General features: G+C 43.2%; 14 protein-coding genes. 9 read left to right on the top strand and 5 right to left on the bottom strand.

All coding sequences use genetic code 11. The annotated features are described in order from the left end of the window. The first annotated feature begins 122 nt into the window (after nt 1-122). Nucleotides 123-1,694 carry a cobyric acid synthase gene (locus KFT32_RS19055; RefSeq protein ID WP_211748892.1) on the top strand — a complete coding sequence of 524 codons (1,572 nt, stop codon included), beginning with the start codon at nt 123-125 and terminating at the stop codon, nt 1,692-1,694. A 101-nt stretch (nt 1,695-1,795) separates the two neighbouring features. Here KFT32_RS19055 and KFT32_RS19050 read toward each other — a convergent pair whose 3' ends face one another. Continuing rightward, nucleotides 1,796-3,610, bottom strand: coding sequence for a methyl-accepting chemotaxis protein (locus KFT32_RS19050; RefSeq protein ID WP_211748828.1), 1,815 nt, complete (start codon nt 3,608-3,610; stop codon nt 1,796-1,798). A 424-nt stretch (nt 3,611-4,034) separates the two neighbouring features. Between KFT32_RS19050 and KFT32_RS19045 the strand changes: the two genes are divergently transcribed. Next, complete coding sequence (locus tag KFT32_RS19045; RefSeq protein ID WP_211748827.1) at nt 4,035-5,429, top strand: L-cystine transporter; 1,395 nt, start codon at nt 4,035-4,037, stop codon at nt 5,427-5,429. 111 nt (nt 5,430-5,540) lie between these two features. Here the strand turns inward: KFT32_RS19045 and KFT32_RS19040 are convergent, their stop codons facing one another. Beyond that, nucleotides 5,541-6,632, bottom strand: coding sequence for a M24 family metallopeptidase (locus tag KFT32_RS19040; RefSeq protein ID WP_211748890.1), 1,092 nt, complete (start codon nt 6,630-6,632; stop codon nt 5,541-5,543). Between the two features lie 245 nt (nt 6,633-6,877). Here KFT32_RS19040 and KFT32_RS19035 point away from each other — a divergent pair, with 245 nt between their 5' ends. The 3 genes from KFT32_RS19035 (at nt 6,878) to KFT32_RS19025 (ending at nt 9,693) form a co-directional block, all read left to right on the top strand. Continuing rightward, nucleotides 6,878-8,041 carry a PQQ-dependent sugar dehydrogenase gene (locus tag KFT32_RS19035; protein ID WP_249435985.1) on the top strand — a complete coding sequence of 388 codons (1,164 nt, stop codon included), beginning with the start codon at nt 6,878-6,880 and terminating at the stop codon, nt 8,039-8,041. Between the two features lie 165 nt (nt 8,042-8,206). Further along, nucleotides 8,207-9,070 carry an SDR family oxidoreductase gene (locus KFT32_RS19030; RefSeq protein ID WP_211748826.1) on the top strand — a complete coding sequence of 288 codons (864 nt, stop codon included), beginning with the start codon at nt 8,207-8,209 and terminating at the stop codon, nt 9,068-9,070. A 116-nt stretch (nt 9,071-9,186) separates the two neighbouring features. Then, nucleotides 9,187-9,693 carry a GNAT family N-acetyltransferase gene (locus KFT32_RS19025; RefSeq protein WP_211748825.1) on the top strand — a complete coding sequence of 169 codons (507 nt, stop codon included), beginning with the start codon at nt 9,187-9,189 and terminating at the stop codon, nt 9,691-9,693. Nucleotides 9,694-9,736: 43 nt separating this feature from the next. Here KFT32_RS19025 and KFT32_RS19020 read toward each other — a convergent pair whose 3' ends face one another. From KFT32_RS19020 to KFT32_RS19010, 3 genes are all read right to left on the bottom strand, one after another. Further along, on the bottom strand, nt 9,737-10,171 hold the full coding sequence (locus KFT32_RS19020) for a threonine/serine exporter family protein (RefSeq protein WP_211748824.1): 435 nt from the start codon (nt 10,169-10,171) through the stop codon (nt 9,737-9,739). Between the two features lie 61 nt (nt 10,172-10,232). Then, nucleotides 10,233-10,925, bottom strand: a complete 693-nt coding sequence (locus KFT32_RS19015) for a threonine/serine exporter family protein (RefSeq protein ID WP_249435992.1) — start codon at nt 10,923-10,925, stop codon at nt 10,233-10,235. 253 nt (nt 10,926-11,178) lie between these two features. Then, nucleotides 11,179-12,096 carry an ArsR/SmtB family transcription factor gene (locus KFT32_RS19010; RefSeq protein WP_211748822.1) on the bottom strand — a complete coding sequence of 306 codons (918 nt, stop codon included), beginning with the start codon at nt 12,094-12,096 and terminating at the stop codon, nt 11,179-11,181. Between the two features lie 422 nt (nt 12,097-12,518). Here KFT32_RS19010 and abnA point away from each other — a divergent pair, with 422 nt between their 5' ends. From abnA to KFT32_RS18990, 4 genes are all read left to right on the top strand, one after another. Beyond that, nucleotides 12,519-13,421, top strand: coding sequence for an arabinan endo-1,5-alpha-L-arabinosidase AbnA (gene abnA / locus KFT32_RS19005; RefSeq protein WP_249435991.1), 903 nt, complete (start codon nt 12,519-12,521; stop codon nt 13,419-13,421). A gap of 360 nt (nt 13,422-13,781) precedes the next feature. Next, nucleotides 13,782-15,131 carry an ABC transporter substrate-binding protein gene (locus KFT32_RS19000; RefSeq protein WP_211748820.1) on the top strand — a complete coding sequence of 450 codons (1,350 nt, stop codon included), beginning with the start codon at nt 13,782-13,784 and terminating at the stop codon, nt 15,129-15,131. 14 nt (nt 15,132-15,145) lie between these two features. Beyond that, a complete protein-coding gene (locus KFT32_RS18995; RefSeq protein WP_211748819.1) occupies nt 15,146-16,036 on the top strand; it encodes a carbohydrate ABC transporter permease in 891 nt (296 codons plus the stop codon). Nucleotides 16,037-16,072: 36 nt separating this feature from the next. Beyond that, nucleotides 16,073-16,915, top strand: a complete 843-nt coding sequence (locus KFT32_RS18990; protein WP_211748818.1) for a carbohydrate ABC transporter permease — start codon at nt 16,073-16,075, stop codon at nt 16,913-16,915. Nucleotides 16,916-16,923: the final 8 nt, after the last annotated feature.

Here is a 16,923-nt window from a genome sequence, read left to right as displayed (position 1 = left end):
AAAAAAGCTGCTAAGGATGTTTTGCTAGCTAGAGAGGTGGACTGATGATCATGGAAAATAGAGATACATACGCCGAACGTAAAGCTCTCGAACAGATAAAGCAGGACAGAGCGGCAGTTCTCATGCTTCAGGGCACGGCGTCTGATGTAGGAAAAAGTATTGTTACAACGGCGCTATGCCGCATTTTTTTACAGGATGGTTTAAGACCGGTTCCATATAAATCGCAAAATATGGCGCTAAATTCCTACGTAACGTTAGATGGTAAAGAGATTGGAAGAGCACAAGGAGTGCAGGCAGAAGCATGTGGTCTGCAAGCAACAACCGATATGAATCCGATCCTTATTAAACCTGTAAAGGATATGCATTCACAGATTGTCGTCCATGGGGTACCGAGGATGCAGATGAGTGCGATGGATTATCGGACAACCTTTTTGCCACAAGCGAAAACGATCGTCCTTGATGCCTTGGATCGGCTGCGTGAACGTTATGATATTGTGCTGATGGAAGGAGCGGGAAGTCCTGCTGAGATTAATCTGAAAGACAGGGATATCGTTAATATGAATTTGGCTGGTTGGGCAGATGCTCCTGTCATTCTTATTTCAGATATTGATCGAGGTGGGGTGTTTGCTTCTCTTGTAGGTACACTGGAATTGCTTGAACCTCATGAGCGGGCAAGGGTGAAAGGGTTTATTATTAATAAGTTTCGTGGGGATTTGGAGCTTCTTAGACCTGGGCTAGATTGGCTTGCGGAGCGAACAGGGATTCCTGTACTTGGCGTGCTTCCCTATATTCAGGACTTACGTATTGAAGCTGAAGATTCGGTGGTGCTGGATGAACTACAGTATCGGAAACAGAAAGAGAGAGACCTTGATATAGTCGTCATTCGGTACCCGCGGATTTCTAATTTCACTGATTTTGATGCACTGCGCTGGGAACCGGATGTCGTCGTGCGTTACGTAAATACGGTAGAAGATATAGGTACTCCTGATGTCATTATATTACCTGGAACGAAGGATACAATTAGCGATCTGGCTTTTCTGAGAGAACGTGGACTTGATCAGATCATCATGGAGCAAGTAAATGAACAAGATATACAGCTTGTGGGGATTTGTGGGGGTTATCAGATGCTTGGGAAATCGTTATTTGATCCTCATGCCGTAGAGAGTAAGACGAAACAAGCCGAAGGCCTTGGTGTGCTGCCACTTGTCACTACATTTTCCAAGGAAAAAAGAACCGTTAGGGTCAAGGGTACAATTGCTCAAGGACATCCTCTCAGGATGGGTGAAAAGGATGTAACGATGCTTTCTGTAGAAGCTTATGAAATCCATATGGGAGTTACTAAGAATACGGATGTTCCCGGAGAACCCTACGTAGATTACAAACCTATATTTGTGCTGAATGCGGATACAGATTCAGAACTAGCTCTAGGAGGTGCAGCGAATGTTCACTTCGAGGGATGCGGCGTGGTAGACGGTAAAGTGTGGGGGACTTATCTCCACGGTCTATTTGATAACGATAGATTAAGACGTTCCTGGCTTGATGGACTTCGCATCCGAAAAGGACTTGAACCTGTTAGTGAAACATTTGAGGCTGCCGCATACAAGACAGAGGAGTTTGATCGTATAGCTAAGGAGGTCCGCACACATCTCGACATGGATCGGATCTACGAAATTGTAGGATTACAAAAAGAGTAGATGGTAATACTTAGAATATAAAAAAAGGTGTCACGGTTGTCTGATCATAGATCCGGCGAACATGACACCTTTTCATTTGTGTGAGTCTGCAGTGTACTAGCTTAGGTTGAGCTTGAATCTGTAAGATTCGTTTCTTTGTCTTGTTCAATGACTTCGTCCAATACGAGTTCTTCCGCCAATTCCACATTTTGATCTTCCATATGTAGTCTGAATCGCTGAACCGCTGTTTGCAGTTCTTGTGCTTGTTCCTGAAGATGAATAGCGGTTTTGGAATAGTGTTTCATCTGATCAAGCTGTTCGTTTGAATTCTCTACAATGAGGAGCATGCTTTCTCTTGATTTAGAAGTAATGTCCGCAGTTTCCTCTACAGAGGCGGATACTTCTTCAGCACTTGCTGAAACTTGCTGAGTAGCGGCTGATACTGCCTGAATAGTCAAGTTTACTTTCTGAATGAGTTTCATCAGTTCATGAAATGCTACTCCTGCTTGTCCGACAAGTGTAGTACCAGAAGTGATTTCTGAACTCACCTGATTCATAGATTCTACAGATTCTTTCGTATCTTTTTGTATTGCTTTTAAGTATATAGAAATTTCCTCTGTAGCCGTTTTGGATTGCTCAGCTAGCTTCCGGACTTCCCCTGCAACGACGGCAAATCCGCGTCCGTGTTCTCCTGCACGAGCAGCTTCTATCGAAGCATTCAGAGATAACATCTGAATTTGTCTTGTGATATCGAAAATGCTAGTAACCACTTTACCTGCCATCTCGGAACGTTCATTCAGAGACTGAATTCGCATGAGCGAATGTGAAGCGGTTCTTTCTACATGCTGCATTTGATTAATAGCACCTTGTGCAAGTTGATTTCCTTTAATGGCTTCTTCGGATGCAGTGTTCATCTGTTCAGATACATCAGAGGCAGAAGAGGCAATATGTTGTATTCCATATGTGATTTCTTCCATGGCTCTAGCGTTCTCTGCACTGCTGGATGCAAGTGTTGAGCTGCCCTTCTCAGCAACGGCAGCGTGTTGCGAGGCACTGCTTAAGATATAATCCATCTGTTTCACACCACTGCTGAGCTGATTCGAACCTGACACTACTTCTTCGGAGGTTTGAAGTACTTGAGAGATCATGACTTTGAGATTGTCTGCCATTTGCTTAAAACTTGAAGCGAGCTGGGATACTTCATCATTACCTTGAATATGTATTTCAGTAGCTAAGTTCCCTTGTGCTATCGAATTACTATGTTTTACTAAGCTTACAATAGGTGCTGTGATTTTGCGTATAACAAATGTCGTAATTATCCATCCTATAATAACTGTTAAAAGGGTAATAACCAGGCAGATCCAAATGATTTGATTCGTCTTACTTTGGACAAAAGAAGCATCCATATTGACAGTAAGGAGCATACTACTTCCCGGAATTGGGATAAATGCGCTTTTGTGCGTACCAGAACTATTTTTGTAAAGTTCGGTGATCTTTACTTCTCCTTGGATCGATTCTGCCATTTCTGGCTGGAGGGGGAGCTTGTCTCCTGTTTTATAAACGGACCCAGGGCTTACTGCGATTAGGGTCATTTCCTTTTTCTCGTTATCTACATCCGCGATAAAAATATCACTTACATCATTCTCATGAGCTTTTCGTTTCTCACCCAGATAAGAGCCAAGTGTCAGGGCAGCTCCTGAGCTGGAAGAAGCATTCTGCTTTACTTGCTGAGCCTGCGTTGAATCGAGATTTCGATAAATATCCATTGTGGTATTCCCCAAATTCTTCTCAATGTGAGGCATAGCGTAGCTGTTGATGATATTCATGGACAGTAGATAGAGGCTTGTACTGAAGAGGACAGCGGCTAGCAACAGAATCAGCAGTACGGTATTTCGAATTTTTGCTGCAATGGTTTGAGAGTGCTTTCGTCGAATCATACGATTGACTCCTTTCGTTACATGATTAATCATCCTTAAGACCCATATTTCGGTTTACAAAAAAGATTAGGATTTTTTCTGCAAATTTGGATGTAAGGAAGATTTTAACTTCCATTCTAACTAATTAACCGCCGGATGAATAGTAGTTTTGCGAAAAAAAGTTTGAAAAACCGCGTTCTGACGCCATTATTACGCAGTGTGTTAAGTTATTTTAATAAAAGTCTACCTGTTTAATGGGTTTTATGATATAGTATGAAATACTTCTAGTAAATCAACCTAGACGGAAAGGCCTAGACGATGCAGATACATCCTAATTTGTATTCCCTACTGGAATAATGGGGTATACATAGTTAGATCATGACGGAAGCACAAGCAGGGTCTGAACGTTAGAGTTCATAAGATGATGTGGAGGGAAATAGTTATCATGGAAACATTGCAGGTTATTATTAACGTGGCAGTCATGCTTGTTCTTATAGGCATCCTGTATCGTATGCAGAAGAAACATGTTTCTTTTACGAAGCGCGTATTTGCGGGTCTCGGACTAGGTCTCGTGTTCGGAATTCTGCTTCAAGTTATATACGGAGCTGCTTCAGGTGCAGTGAAAACAAGTGTCGACTGGTTCAGTATCATTGGTTCTGGCTATGTAGGGCTCTTGCAGATGATTGTCATTCCGCTGATTATGGTGTCCATTATTTCAGCGATCATGAACCTGAAAGGTAATCAGAATATTGGGAAAATGAGTGGTTCCATCATTGGTACACTGCTGATTACGACAGCGATTGCTGCCATAATTGGTATCGGAGTTACCCAAATCTTTGGTCTACAGGCAATCAATATCGAGAGCGGCGAAGCTGAACAAGCAAGAGCTGATCGTCTCGAACAACAGCTGGGTGATGTTCAGGATATGACGATCCCGCAGCAAGTTCTTGAATTTATTCCTTCTAATCCTTTTGCTGATATGACAGGTGAACGTCGTACTTCAACGATTGCAGTCGTAATTTTCTCCGCTTTTGTAGGTGCAGCTGTACTTGGACTGGATCGTAAAAAGCCAGAGCAGGCGGAAACGTTCCGCAAACTGATCAATTCGTTATATGCGGTTGTCATGCGTATTGTAACACTGGTATTAAGGCTTACTCCTTACGGTATCCTTGCTCTCATAACCAAAGTTACAGCAACTACGAATGCGCAGGAAATATTAAAACTTGGTGAATTTGTAATTGCTTCTTACGTAGCACTGCTTCTGATGTTTGTTGTTCACTTGGTTCTCGTGACGCTGTTCGGATTTAATCCGATTGCGTATGTGAGAAAAGTATTGTCAACACTCGTCTTCGCCTTTACTTCTCGTTCGAGTGCAGCGTCCATTCCGCTGAATATTGAAACACAAACGAAGAAACTTGGCGTTTCACAAGGGATTGCGAACTTGTCCGCTTCGTTTGGCGCAACCATTGGTCAGAACGGCTGTGCTGGTATCTATCCTGCTATGCTAGCGGTCATGATTGCTCCTACTGTTGGTGTAACTATGGATTGGCAGTTCTACGTTACCCTCGTATTGGTAGTCATGATTAGTTCATTCGGAGTTGCCGGTGTCGGCGGCGGAGCTACATTTGCGTCTCTCATCGTGCTGTCCACAATGAACCTTCCTGTCGGTCTTGCCGGTCTTTTGATCTCGGTTGAGCCACTGATCGATATGGGACGTACCGCTTTGAATGTTAATGGATCTATGACCGCAGGTCTTGTGTCCAGCAAGATTTTAAATGAGAACGATCAAGAGATTTATAACAAAGCTAACTTTGATTTGGATTCTGCGAACGAAGCATAAGCTGCTTGGCTAAAATAAACCTAAAAAGGTGTTCCTCCTGTAGAACTAGAAGCTCTACAGGGTGGAACACCTTTTTTATTAATCTACATAAAGAAAGCTCGATCCAGCGGATTAGCCGAGAATTTGCAATTCTTTCGGGAAGCTTGTTAACAATTCCACGCCATCAGCAGTCACGATAACCTCGTCTTCTATGCGGACGCCGCCAAGACCCGGAACATAAATTCCTGGTTCAATTGTAAAGGCCATTCCTTCGGTCAATAGTTCCTGATTAGCACCATGAACAGAAGGATATTCGTGCACATCAATACCAAGCCCATGTCCAAGACGGTGGAGGAAGCGTTCGCCATATCCTGCATCAATCGTTACTTGTCTAGCGGCGAGGTCAACAGATGCCAGGGTTGCCCCCGGTTTTACACTTTCAATCCCTTTCAGATTGGCTTGAAGCACTGTGTTGTACACCTTAGTCAGTTCTGGAGACAGTTCTCCAAAAGCAAAGGTACGGGTAATGTCAGATGCATAACCATTTGCATATACACCCATATCAAACATGAGCAGATCACCGTAAGCAAGCTTACGTGTACCAGGAACACCGTGTGGAAGTGCGGTATTTGGTCCTGTAAGAACCATCGTGTCAAAAGAAGGAGCAGAAGCACCCAGCTTCTTCATTTGATATTCCATCTCAGCAACGAGTTCGATCTCTGTTACGCCTTCTTTTACATGTGTTAGTCCTCTGCGGAGTACTTCTTCAATCATGTCAGCTGCAACTTTCATGCGTTCAACCTCGTGAGGAGCTTTACGAACCCGTAGTTCACGAAGAAGGGAACCAATATCCATATAATTTTGGGCTTCGGTGTAACGAACAAGCTCCTCATATCTAGACAAGGACATATGATCTTTTTCAATCCCGAAATTGTTCATCGTACGAGGTAGATATTTTTTTAAGATGTCATAAGGATTATCTGTATCTTGATGAGTTGCGATTTTTTTAACGGAGGAGGCAGCAGAAGCGGCTTCTTCGTCTAGGCTTGGCACAATTAGTGTCGGTTCCTCACCTTGTACCATAACAAGCCCAAGGAAACGTTCATGCGGGTTGCTTGCAAATCCAGTTAAATAATATACGTGTTTCGGATCAGTAATGAGAACTGCGTCTAATGCATGTTCTGTTATTGCTTGATTCAATAAGATAATAGGTTGTTTTGTCATCATTAATAACCGCCTTTTTCTTTCAATTTCTATATCTATTATAAAGCTTATCGTCCAAAATCCCAAAACAGATCAAACATCTACCAGATCTACATGGAAGCATTGAATAATTCCCCTACATATTGATCCATTCCTATGGATCTGATGAATTTGTTTATTGATAGTAAAGGCCTACACCAGAGGTTTAGGACAAAAAAATCAGGGGTAATATTTGACAATAATATAGCAAAAGAGGTGGCTGTGATATGGATAAGAAAATTCCTATGCTGGTTGGCATCACCCTTGCTCTAATGCTATCCGCATGCACTCCTGTGGGACCGCATGGGCCTGCTCCGTCATCAAACGGAGAGGAAGAGGCTGCACAGTCTACTCCAGAGGAAGAAGAGAACTCTTTTCCATATGAGACGGAAGTGATAGCAACAGGGGTTAATGTACCCTGGGAGGTTGACTTTTTACCGGATGGACGAATGCTATTTACTGAAAGACCAGGGCAGCTCCGAATGATTACAGATGGAACAATAATGGAAGAACCGCTAATTTCCTTTTCAGCTCCTTTTTCGGACGAAGGGGAAGGGGGGTTACTCGGGCTTGCAATAGATCCTGATTTTGAGAACAACTCCTACGTATATGTTTATCATTCATATAAGAAAGAAGAAGACATCGCAAATCGTGTACTTCGGCTGATCATAGATGGGCAAGAAGCTTCGATCGATAAGGTGCTGATTGATGACATACCAGGTGGTGTAAATCATAATGGGGGACGAATTAAGATCGGTCCTGACCGTCTTCTGTATGTAACAACCGGGGAACGTTATGAGCCCGATATGGCACAGAATAGTGGCGAATGGGGTGGAAAAATCCTTCGCATCGGACTGGACGGTTCCATTCCGAGTGATAACCCAATCTCAGGATCACCTGTTTACTCTCTAGGACACCGCAATGCTCAGGGACTCGCCTGGCATCCGGAAACTGGAGTAATGTATAGCTCGGAACACGGTCAATCAAACTTGGACGAACTGAATATCATTGAAAAAGGGGGGAATTATGGCTGGCCGCTCATTGAAGGCGACGAGGCCGCAGATGGACTGATCCGTTCTGTTGCTCATAGTGGTTCAGAGACGTGGGCACCCTCGGGAATGACCTTCGTATCAGAAGGACCTTGGAAGAACTCGCTCCTTGTCGGTGGACTCCGCGGCGAACAGGTACTGAGGTTTGATCTCTCAAATAACAGAGTAGAACAGTCCGTAGGTCTTATACCCGAAGTTTTGTATGAGGGGGAGTGGGGCCGGATTCGAAGTATTAATGAAGGTCCAGATGGTACGCTTTATATACTTACTAACAATCGGGATGGCAGAGGAATCCCATCCGCAGATGATGATCAAATCATTGCACTAAAACCCCTTTACTAGAACCAACATAACAAAATGGGCTAAGTGGGAACAGTCGAGAGATGGATGAACCCTGTCAGGGGAGTAGACCCGGCAGGGTTCATTTAGGGAACATTTTCTTTTGGGGTACATTTCTTGTATGATGAAAGGAAGGCATGTCTGTTTCCACCCGAAAGGATGAATGGAATGAATACAAAAATAGCGATTGTTACGGGTGCTAATTCTGGAATGGGACTAGCAACCTCCATTGAACTGGCTTTACAGGGATATCATGTTGTAATGGCTTGCAGAAATGAAGAGAGGGGCCGTATCGCTCTTGATGAAGCAATCACTGCTACTGGATCAAAACAAATAGAATTAATGAAGTTAGATCTTGGTTCTTTACATAGTATACGTAATTTTGCCGCACAATTTATGGACACCCACTCCAAACTGGATGTTCTTATTAATAATGCGGGTGTAGTTTGTTTAAAGAGAGAAGAAACGTCGGATGGTTTTGAAATGACGCTTGGAGTAAATCATCTCGGACATTATTTACTTACTAGATTGCTTATTCCTGCTTTAAAGGCAGCGACACAAGCTAGAGTGATCAACGTTTCTTCGGGTGCCTATAAGGCAGGGAAGATCCATCTGGAAGATCCGAATTTAACGAAGCGGTATAACGTTATTAAGAGTTATTCCCAATCTAAACTGGCGAATATCATGTTTACAAGAGAGCTTGCTGAACGGCTGGATGGGACGAATATAACGGTAAATGCGCTGCATCCGGGAGCTGTGGGTACGAATATCGGAATTAATCGTACAACCGGTTTCGGTACGGCTATTATGGCAGTAGTACGGAAAATCCCTTCATTCCTAACGCCGGAGGAAGGAGCAAGAACTGCGATTTATCTGGCAATCCATCCAGAGGTAAACGGTATTACCGGAGAGTACTTTTATCAACAGGAAATTCAGGAGCTGAAGCCCCATGCTATGGATAAAAGTGTATCGAATTTCTTATGGAGCTGGAGTGCAGAACAAACAGGTCTTCCTGAAGAATTGGTGAAGTAGGTATTCGGTCTAAGAACCTCAATCAATTTAGTATTGATCGCTCACAGGTTGTTCTGATAATCTAGTGATTATATTTAGATTGGCCGAATTAGAATGAGGACTTGGGGGCTGCTTTGATGGAACCGAATATAACTTTTAGTTATGCTACGCTTGATGATTTACCTTCTATTGTGTCTATTTACAACTCTACGGTTGCTGGACGGATGGTTACGGCTGATTTGGAACCTGTTACGGTAGAGAGCCGAGTCTCGTGGTTTGAAGAACACACACCGGACAAGCGTCCATTATGGGTAATGAGAATTGATGATCGGATTGCAGGGTGGGTCAGCCTCAGTTCCTTTTACGGGAGACCTGCATATGACGGTACTGCGGAAGTCAGTGTTTATGTGGATGAAGCGTTTCGAGGTACTGGAGCAGGGAGCCGATTGATGGAAAAGATCATTCAAGACTGCGCTCGTCTTCAGATCACGACCGTACTTGGATTTGTGTTTGGACATAATGAGCCAAGCTTGCGTTTGTTGCGAAAGTTTGGTTTTGAACAGTGGGGTTATTATCCTGAAGTTGCCTTGCTCGATGGTGTGAAGCGTGACCTTGCCGTTCTTGGCAAGAAGCTTAGTTCCTAAACAAAAAAACTCGTCCTTTCTTTGTAAGAATAGACGAGTTTTTTTATTTTGCTTTTCTACGAAATGCCTGATTAAGAACTTCTGACAGAACAAGTCCCACGGCAATCGTACCTGCGAGTATAAGGGCTTTGGCTGCGAGTTCTACGGCAGTCGTATAATCGTTCTGTACAAAATGCCGCATGGCATTGTAAGCCAGGCCACCGGGAACAAGGGGAATAACGCCTGCCACACTGAAAATAATAACAGGTTGCTTGTATTTTCTAGCAAAGAACTGACTCATAACCCCAATAAATACGGTCGCTGCAAGTGTGGCGGAAACCGCTTCATATCCGGGCTCCATGACGAAATAAATAATCCAACTGAGCATGCCTACTGTGCCACATGGGATTAACATATTCTTCGGCGCGTTAAATATAAGGCCGAACAAGAGAGAGGCAATAAAGCTCGTAATCGCCTGTTCAATGATAGGAATAAGCATACTTCTTAGAACCTCATCTTTCCTTTGTCATCACTTACTTGCAAATGATCAATATAGCGGACTAAATTAGAGTAAACACAACTGCAATTCCAGCACCAATGGCAAACGCCGTTAAGAAAGCATCTGCACCTTTGGATAAGCCCGAAACGAGATGCCCGGCCATCAGATCACGTATTGCATTCGTAATGGCGAGACCTGGAACAAGAGGCATCACAGATCCTATAATAATTTTATCCAGTTCTTTACCGGCACCGACATAGACGAGGAATAGCGATAACAATCCAATAATAAAAGAGGCAATGAACTCTGAAAAGAAACGAACTTGTACGAGCCGCTGAAATAGGCTCACCGCTGCAAACCCTGCTCCTCCGCAAAGAATGGCGGGTAAAAAATCATGCCATCCACCTTGAAACATAATCGTAAAGCAGCCGCTGGCAAGAGCAGCAGCCGCGATTCGCATTCGAACATTATATAGAACAGATTCACTTTCGATATTTTTCAGGAGAATATGCGCCTCGGAAGGAGTCAGCTCCTGATTTCCAATCTGTCTTGACACACTATTTACAGCAGACACTTTATGAAGGTCCGTTGTGCGCTCCGAGATTCGAATTAACTTGGCTGGACTTAGTCCGTCTGAGGAGAAAATAATTCCTGTAGGAGTTACATAGCTATGGGAATTCGGCATCCCGAACGCGGACGCAATCCGCATCATGGTATCTTCTACCCGATAGGTTTCAGCGCCGCTCTGGAGCATGATTTTTCCGGCAAGTAAACACACCTCGATAATTTCAATCGTTATGCTGTTGATTTCTGTCGCTATCGATGGTTCCACTTTGACCAAAATCGTTCGCTCGCTTTCTTTAGGTAGGTTTTGATTACACATTGTATCACATATTTCCAGTATTTCCATAAGAAGAGGAACACAGCCTAAAACGCCTGCTTTCATGCGGTTCTCAAAAGAGACATCACAAGATAGCAGGCGTTATTTGTTAGCAATGGGTCAGTGCTTATGATTCATTTACATTATACAGGACCCGGGCGAGAATATCCTGACTGTAATTACCAAAATTCCGGCCATAGATAGTTAGTCCCCGTTTGTTCGTTGGCCCTTCCGTTACAGCAATCCGAAGGAGGATGTCACTCTTGTAATCTAGACCAATATCATTTAGCGTAACATCCGAAATGCGGCATCCATCTACATAACTTCCCTCGTCATTAATACGGATCAGCTTGAGCATACCGTATTGATTCAGATGTGGTGGCCACCAATCCGGGTTAAAGGTTCCTCTTGTATCTCCGAAATCACCAGGACTTGTCCAGCAGCCGATTTCGATTCCATTTACAGAAAAATAAATATCAGAAGGATAGTTGTTATTAAAACCAGGTGCCTCAGAACTAAGCTCCATGGAGAATTGAATCTCACTAAAAGTTTCATTTGATTTCAGATAGTTTGGAATCCGGTATTCTAGAAATCCTTCGGACAACCAGATGAGCTCTGAGTCAATACGCATAGGGTCAGCGAAGTAACGCGGCTCATCAAAATCACCAACTATGCTGTCTTTGGTAGCGAGACCACATGTAGGCACGGCATGGTAATTGCTGAAATGACCAACTTTAATTTCGACCTCATAGCGGTTATGTATTTCCTGACTTCGAAGATCAACCATAAGCTTGTCTTCATTCAAATAACAAATCTTCTGGATGCCATGTTTACCTACAGCAGTGTTGATATTGATTAGCCCGCTTTCCTCCAGCTTCTTGATATGCATCGTAACTGCACCATTCGTTAGCTGGAGCCGAGTCGCAATATCGTTAAGATTGAGACTTTGATGTTTGGACAGCATTTCTATAATTTGAATTCGGACTTCCGAACTTAGAGCTTTGAAGATGGGCACTCCTGACATTAAATCTTTTATGTAGATCATAATAAAATCCTTTCCCGGCAATGAAAAAGTAGAAGAACGAAGATTCGTTTTCATTACGTGTAGAAGTTTAGTTGAAATAACTATAAAGATATTGGAATGTAATATATTAGAATCATACAACAGATTAGGATAGAAAAGAAGTAAAGGAACAGGTTTATTCAACAAGAAGCTGATTAACGTTACAATGCTTTACTCCCTATCATATTTTAATAGATGAGTAGGGATGTAACAATATTTATTTGATAAAAAAATGAATGTAAATATTATCCTTGTCAAACAATGAAAACGCTTTTATAATCTGCGTAAGTCTAAACTGTTTTATATTAATAAGAAACAAACAGGTTGGACCAACCAATATGAAGGTGGTGTGTATCGTGAAGAAAGGGAAGAAATGGTTAATTGCAGGTACATTAGCAGGGTCAATGCTTGCCGTGAGTGCTCCAAGTTTTGCTGCATTCTGGAATTTGACGGGTGACATCTCCGTTCATGACCCGAGTATCATCAAAGAAGGAAACAGCTGGTATACCTTCTCTACTGGACAGGGAATTCAGGTGTTAAAGTCTGACAATGGAACGCAGTGGTACCGTGTGCCGCAGATTTTTCTGAGTCCACCTTCGTGGTGGAAGACGTACGTCCCGAATCAGACCACGAATGACGTATGGGCACCGGATATCCAGCTCTATAATGGCAGGGTATGGCTTTATTACTCCATCTCTTCATTTGGTTCCAACCAGTCAGCCATCGGCCTTGCTTCTGCTTCTAGTGTTGGTGCGGGACAGTGGAGAGATGATGGGCTTGTCCTGAGAACCACTGCATCAAACAACTATAATGCCATTGATCCGAGTCTTGTTATTGATGCATCAGGTGATCCTTGGTTGGTGTTTGGCTCCTTCTGGAGTGGAATTAAGCTGACGAAAATTGATAAGAACACGATGAAACCGACGGGAAGTATTACTTCTATCGCAGCAAGACCATCGAATTCAGGGGCTATTGAAGGTCCGAGCATGGTGTATCGAAACGGATATTATTATCTTTTTGCCTCCGTTGATAACTGCTGTCAGGGAGTAAACAGTACCTACAAAATCGTATATGGACGTTCCCAAAATATTACCGGGCCTTTTGTAGATAAGAACGGTGTAGATATGCTGAACGGCGGGGGAACCTTGCTCGATTCTGGAAATGCAAAATGGAAAGGACCCGGAGGACAGGACATCTATGGGACTAACTTAATTGCAAGACATGCTTATGATGCAGATGACAATGGAAATCCGAAACTACTCATTAATGATCTGAACTGGGATTCTAGCGGATGGCCGACTTACTAAGGTTGAGTGGATTTTTTGTGTCTAATGTTTATGTTTATGTAAAATGATTTAAAAAAGTATTGAACAGTCATCCATTTTTTGTTACATTAGAAAAAACAACCCAAGTGCAATGCGAAATTCAATGTTGAATCCGGTTACAAGCTTTCCCGTTTCATTTGTCAGCTGAGGGATGCCTTCTTCACTAGAACATGTATGCGTTTACAGAAAGTTTAGGGAGAAGGCTTTTTTAAGATATAGGGAAGAAGAATTCATGAATCGAATCGGCTTCCTTATATCTCAAGAAATGACCTCTGCAACATTCGTTTTAGAGAAGTTTGCAATAAAGCGATTTTTGAATTCACACAAGGGGGATTTGGAGAGATGTATAAGAGTAGAGCACTGCTGAAGACAATCGTTCTTATCCTGTTATGCACGACTATTCTCGCGGGATGCGGGATCGGCAATAGTGCTAACGATGGAAAGAAAGAGCTTACCTTTATGTTTCGCGGTGGCGTAGATGAACAGGCAGCTTACCGTGAAGTCGTCAGCAAATTTGAAGAAGATTATCCAGATGTGAAGGTTAACATTATCGTTACTACGGGTGACCAGTATGCTACAAAGTTGAAAGCAGCAATTGCAGGTAACAGCCAACCAGACGTGTTTTATATTGAGCCGGGTGATGTACGGGCCTTCGCCATTGGAAATGTGCTCCTTGATCTAACGGATTACATTCCTGATGACGTCGATCTGAATAACATCTGGAAATTTGGAGTAGATACTTACCGTTTTGATGGCGAGACCATCGGTAAAGGTGCGATTTATGGACTGCCAAAAGATGTTGGACCATTCTCACTTGGTTATAACAAAACGATGTTTGAGGAAGCTGGTGTACCTCTGCCGGATAAAGATAAGCCCTACACTTGGGATGAATTTGTTAAGGTGAATCAGCAACTGACGATCGATAAGAATGGTGACGGAGAACCAGACCAGTTTGGTACTGGACTGAACGCAAACTGGACTTTGCAAGCGTTTGTATGGAGCAACGGAGCGAACTGGATCGATGAGACCCAAACCAAAGTGACCATTGACGATCCAAAGTTTATAGAAGCCTTGCAGTTCTTTGCAGATATGCAAAATAAATATCACATCACTCCTTCTATTGAAGAGGCACAGACTTTGGATACGTATCAGCGCTGGTTAAAAGGAGAACTTGCTTTCTTCCCAGTCGGACCTTGGGATTTAAGCACATTTGAGAGCCTTCCTTTTGACTATGATCTCATTCCATATCCTGCAGGCTCAACAGGTAAATCTGCTACTTTCGTCGGAACACTGGGGATTGGGGTTTCCAGTCGAACGGACTATCCGGAGGAAGCAGCAGCCCTGGTTACATATTTAACGGCAAGTCGTGAAGGACAGCAAGCACTAGTGGATGCCAAAATCCAAATCCCGAACTTGCTCGATATGGCACAAGATTGGGCAGCTGATGATTCACTCAAACCACCGAACAAAAAAGAGTTCCTTGATATCGTGAATGATTACGGCGGTCCTTTGCCAGCTAACTTTACGTATACTTCGGAATGGTATGACCTGTTCTTTACGAATATACAACCTGTACTAGATGGCAAAATTACAGCGGAAAAATGGGTTAAGGAACAGCAACCTAAAATGCAAAAACTGCTAGATCGTGCACTATTGCAAGAGAAAAGTGCCAAAGAAAACAATAAAAAATAATTACGGGGTGAAACATGAAAACCAAATCGCATCTCTATCGTGGGGAACATATTCATGGTCTTCTATACGTACTTCCCCCAGTCCTGGGACTGCTCCTTTTCACATTGTTTCCTGTCCTGTATGCCATTTATGGTTCATTTACGACATGGGACGGACTCGGCGGGATGGTGTTTATCGGTACGGAAAATTACCGGGACATTCTTTCTGACGAATTGTTTTATAAAGCGATGTTCAATACCGTCTTTATGATGATCGGGATTCCGATCGGGCTGGTTCTTGCGCTGCTGATTGCAATGGCGCTGAACCGGGGGATCAAAGGGACGACGACCTTTCGGGTTATCTATTATATCCCGGTAATCTCTTCACTCGCTGCAATTTCTATCCTGTGGCAGTGGGCTTATAACGGGGATTACGGATTAGTTAATCAGTTTCTCGGTCTGTTTGGCATCGATGGTCCGAACTGGCTCGCAAACAAAGGTACCGTAAAACCTGCTCTTATCATTATGGCGGTATGGAAGGGGCTTGGCTATTCCATGCTTCTGTATCTCGCTGCGCTCCAGTCGGTATCTCGAACTTATTATGAAGCAGCAGAATTGGACGGTGCGAATGGGATTCAGAAATTCTGGCACATTACTTGGCCGATGGTTCAACCTGTAACTTTCTTCATGGTGGTAACAGGGGTGATTGGCGGATTCCAGATCTTTACGGAAATGAACATTATGACGCCTACCGGTGGACCGGAATATGCATCCGCATCTGTGGTGTTCTATATTTGGCAAAAAGCTTTCGGTGATCTGCAGCTGGGTTATGCATCTGCCATGTCGATCATTCTTGGAATCTTTATCTTCATCGTGACGTTGATTCAATTTAAGTGGAATGAGAGAACGTCCCATGATCTGGACTAATTCGCGTGTGTTCCTACAGGAAGGAGTATGTGTCAGATGTCTGCTACCCGTAAAAGAAAGCTAAGCAATACGATTATTTTCATCTTGCTATGTATTGGAGCCGTCTTAATGATTGCTCCGCTTATCTGGATGGTGTCTACCTCTTTTAAGGAGCGCCAGGAAGTTTTTGCTCTCCCGCCGCAGTGGATTCCAGAAACTTGGAATCCGATTAAGTACAAGGAAATTTGGGAGAAAGGACCGCTGCTTACCGGTATTAAGAACTCTGTTATTGTAGCGGTCAGTGTTACCTTAATCGGTGCATTTACATCAAGTCTTGCTGCCTACTCTTTTGCAAAGCTTAGATTTCCGCACAAGAACAAAATTTTCATGCTGCTCTTAACTTCCATCATGATTCCGTATCCAGTCGTTATGATTCCTCAGTTCAAAATGTTTGCTGAGATTGGCTGGGTTGATACACTGCTTCCACTGATTGTGCCAGGTTTATTCGGTAACGTGCTCATGATCTTCTTCTTAAGGCAATATCTAATCAGTGTTCCTAATGCGATTATCGAAGCAGCCAAAATTGATGGATCATCTTACTTTGGCCTTTATACACGTATCGTTATGCCGCTAATTAAACCAGCAGTTGCAGCACAGGTCATTCTTTGGTTCATGGGGGTATGGAATGACTACCTTGCACCGATTCTGTACCTGAATTCGCCGAATGTGCAAACACTTCAGCTTGTCATTGCTAACTTTAATGCGAACTATGCGATTCAAACGGATTATCCGCTAATTATGGCGGCGTCAGTTGTTGCTTTACTGCCCGTGCTGATCGTGTTCTTGATCTTCCAGAAACAGATCATAGAATCGGTAGCCATCTCGGGCGTTAAAGGATAAAAATATAG

It is taken from the genome of Paenibacillus sp. Marseille-Q4541, assembly GCF_018310695.1.
In the GTDB taxonomy this organism is placed as follows: domain Bacteria; phylum Bacillota; class Bacilli; order Paenibacillales; family Paenibacillaceae; genus Paenibacillus.
Note: the sequence above shows the minus strand (reverse complement) of the source record. Positions and strands in the feature narration are given on the sequence as shown.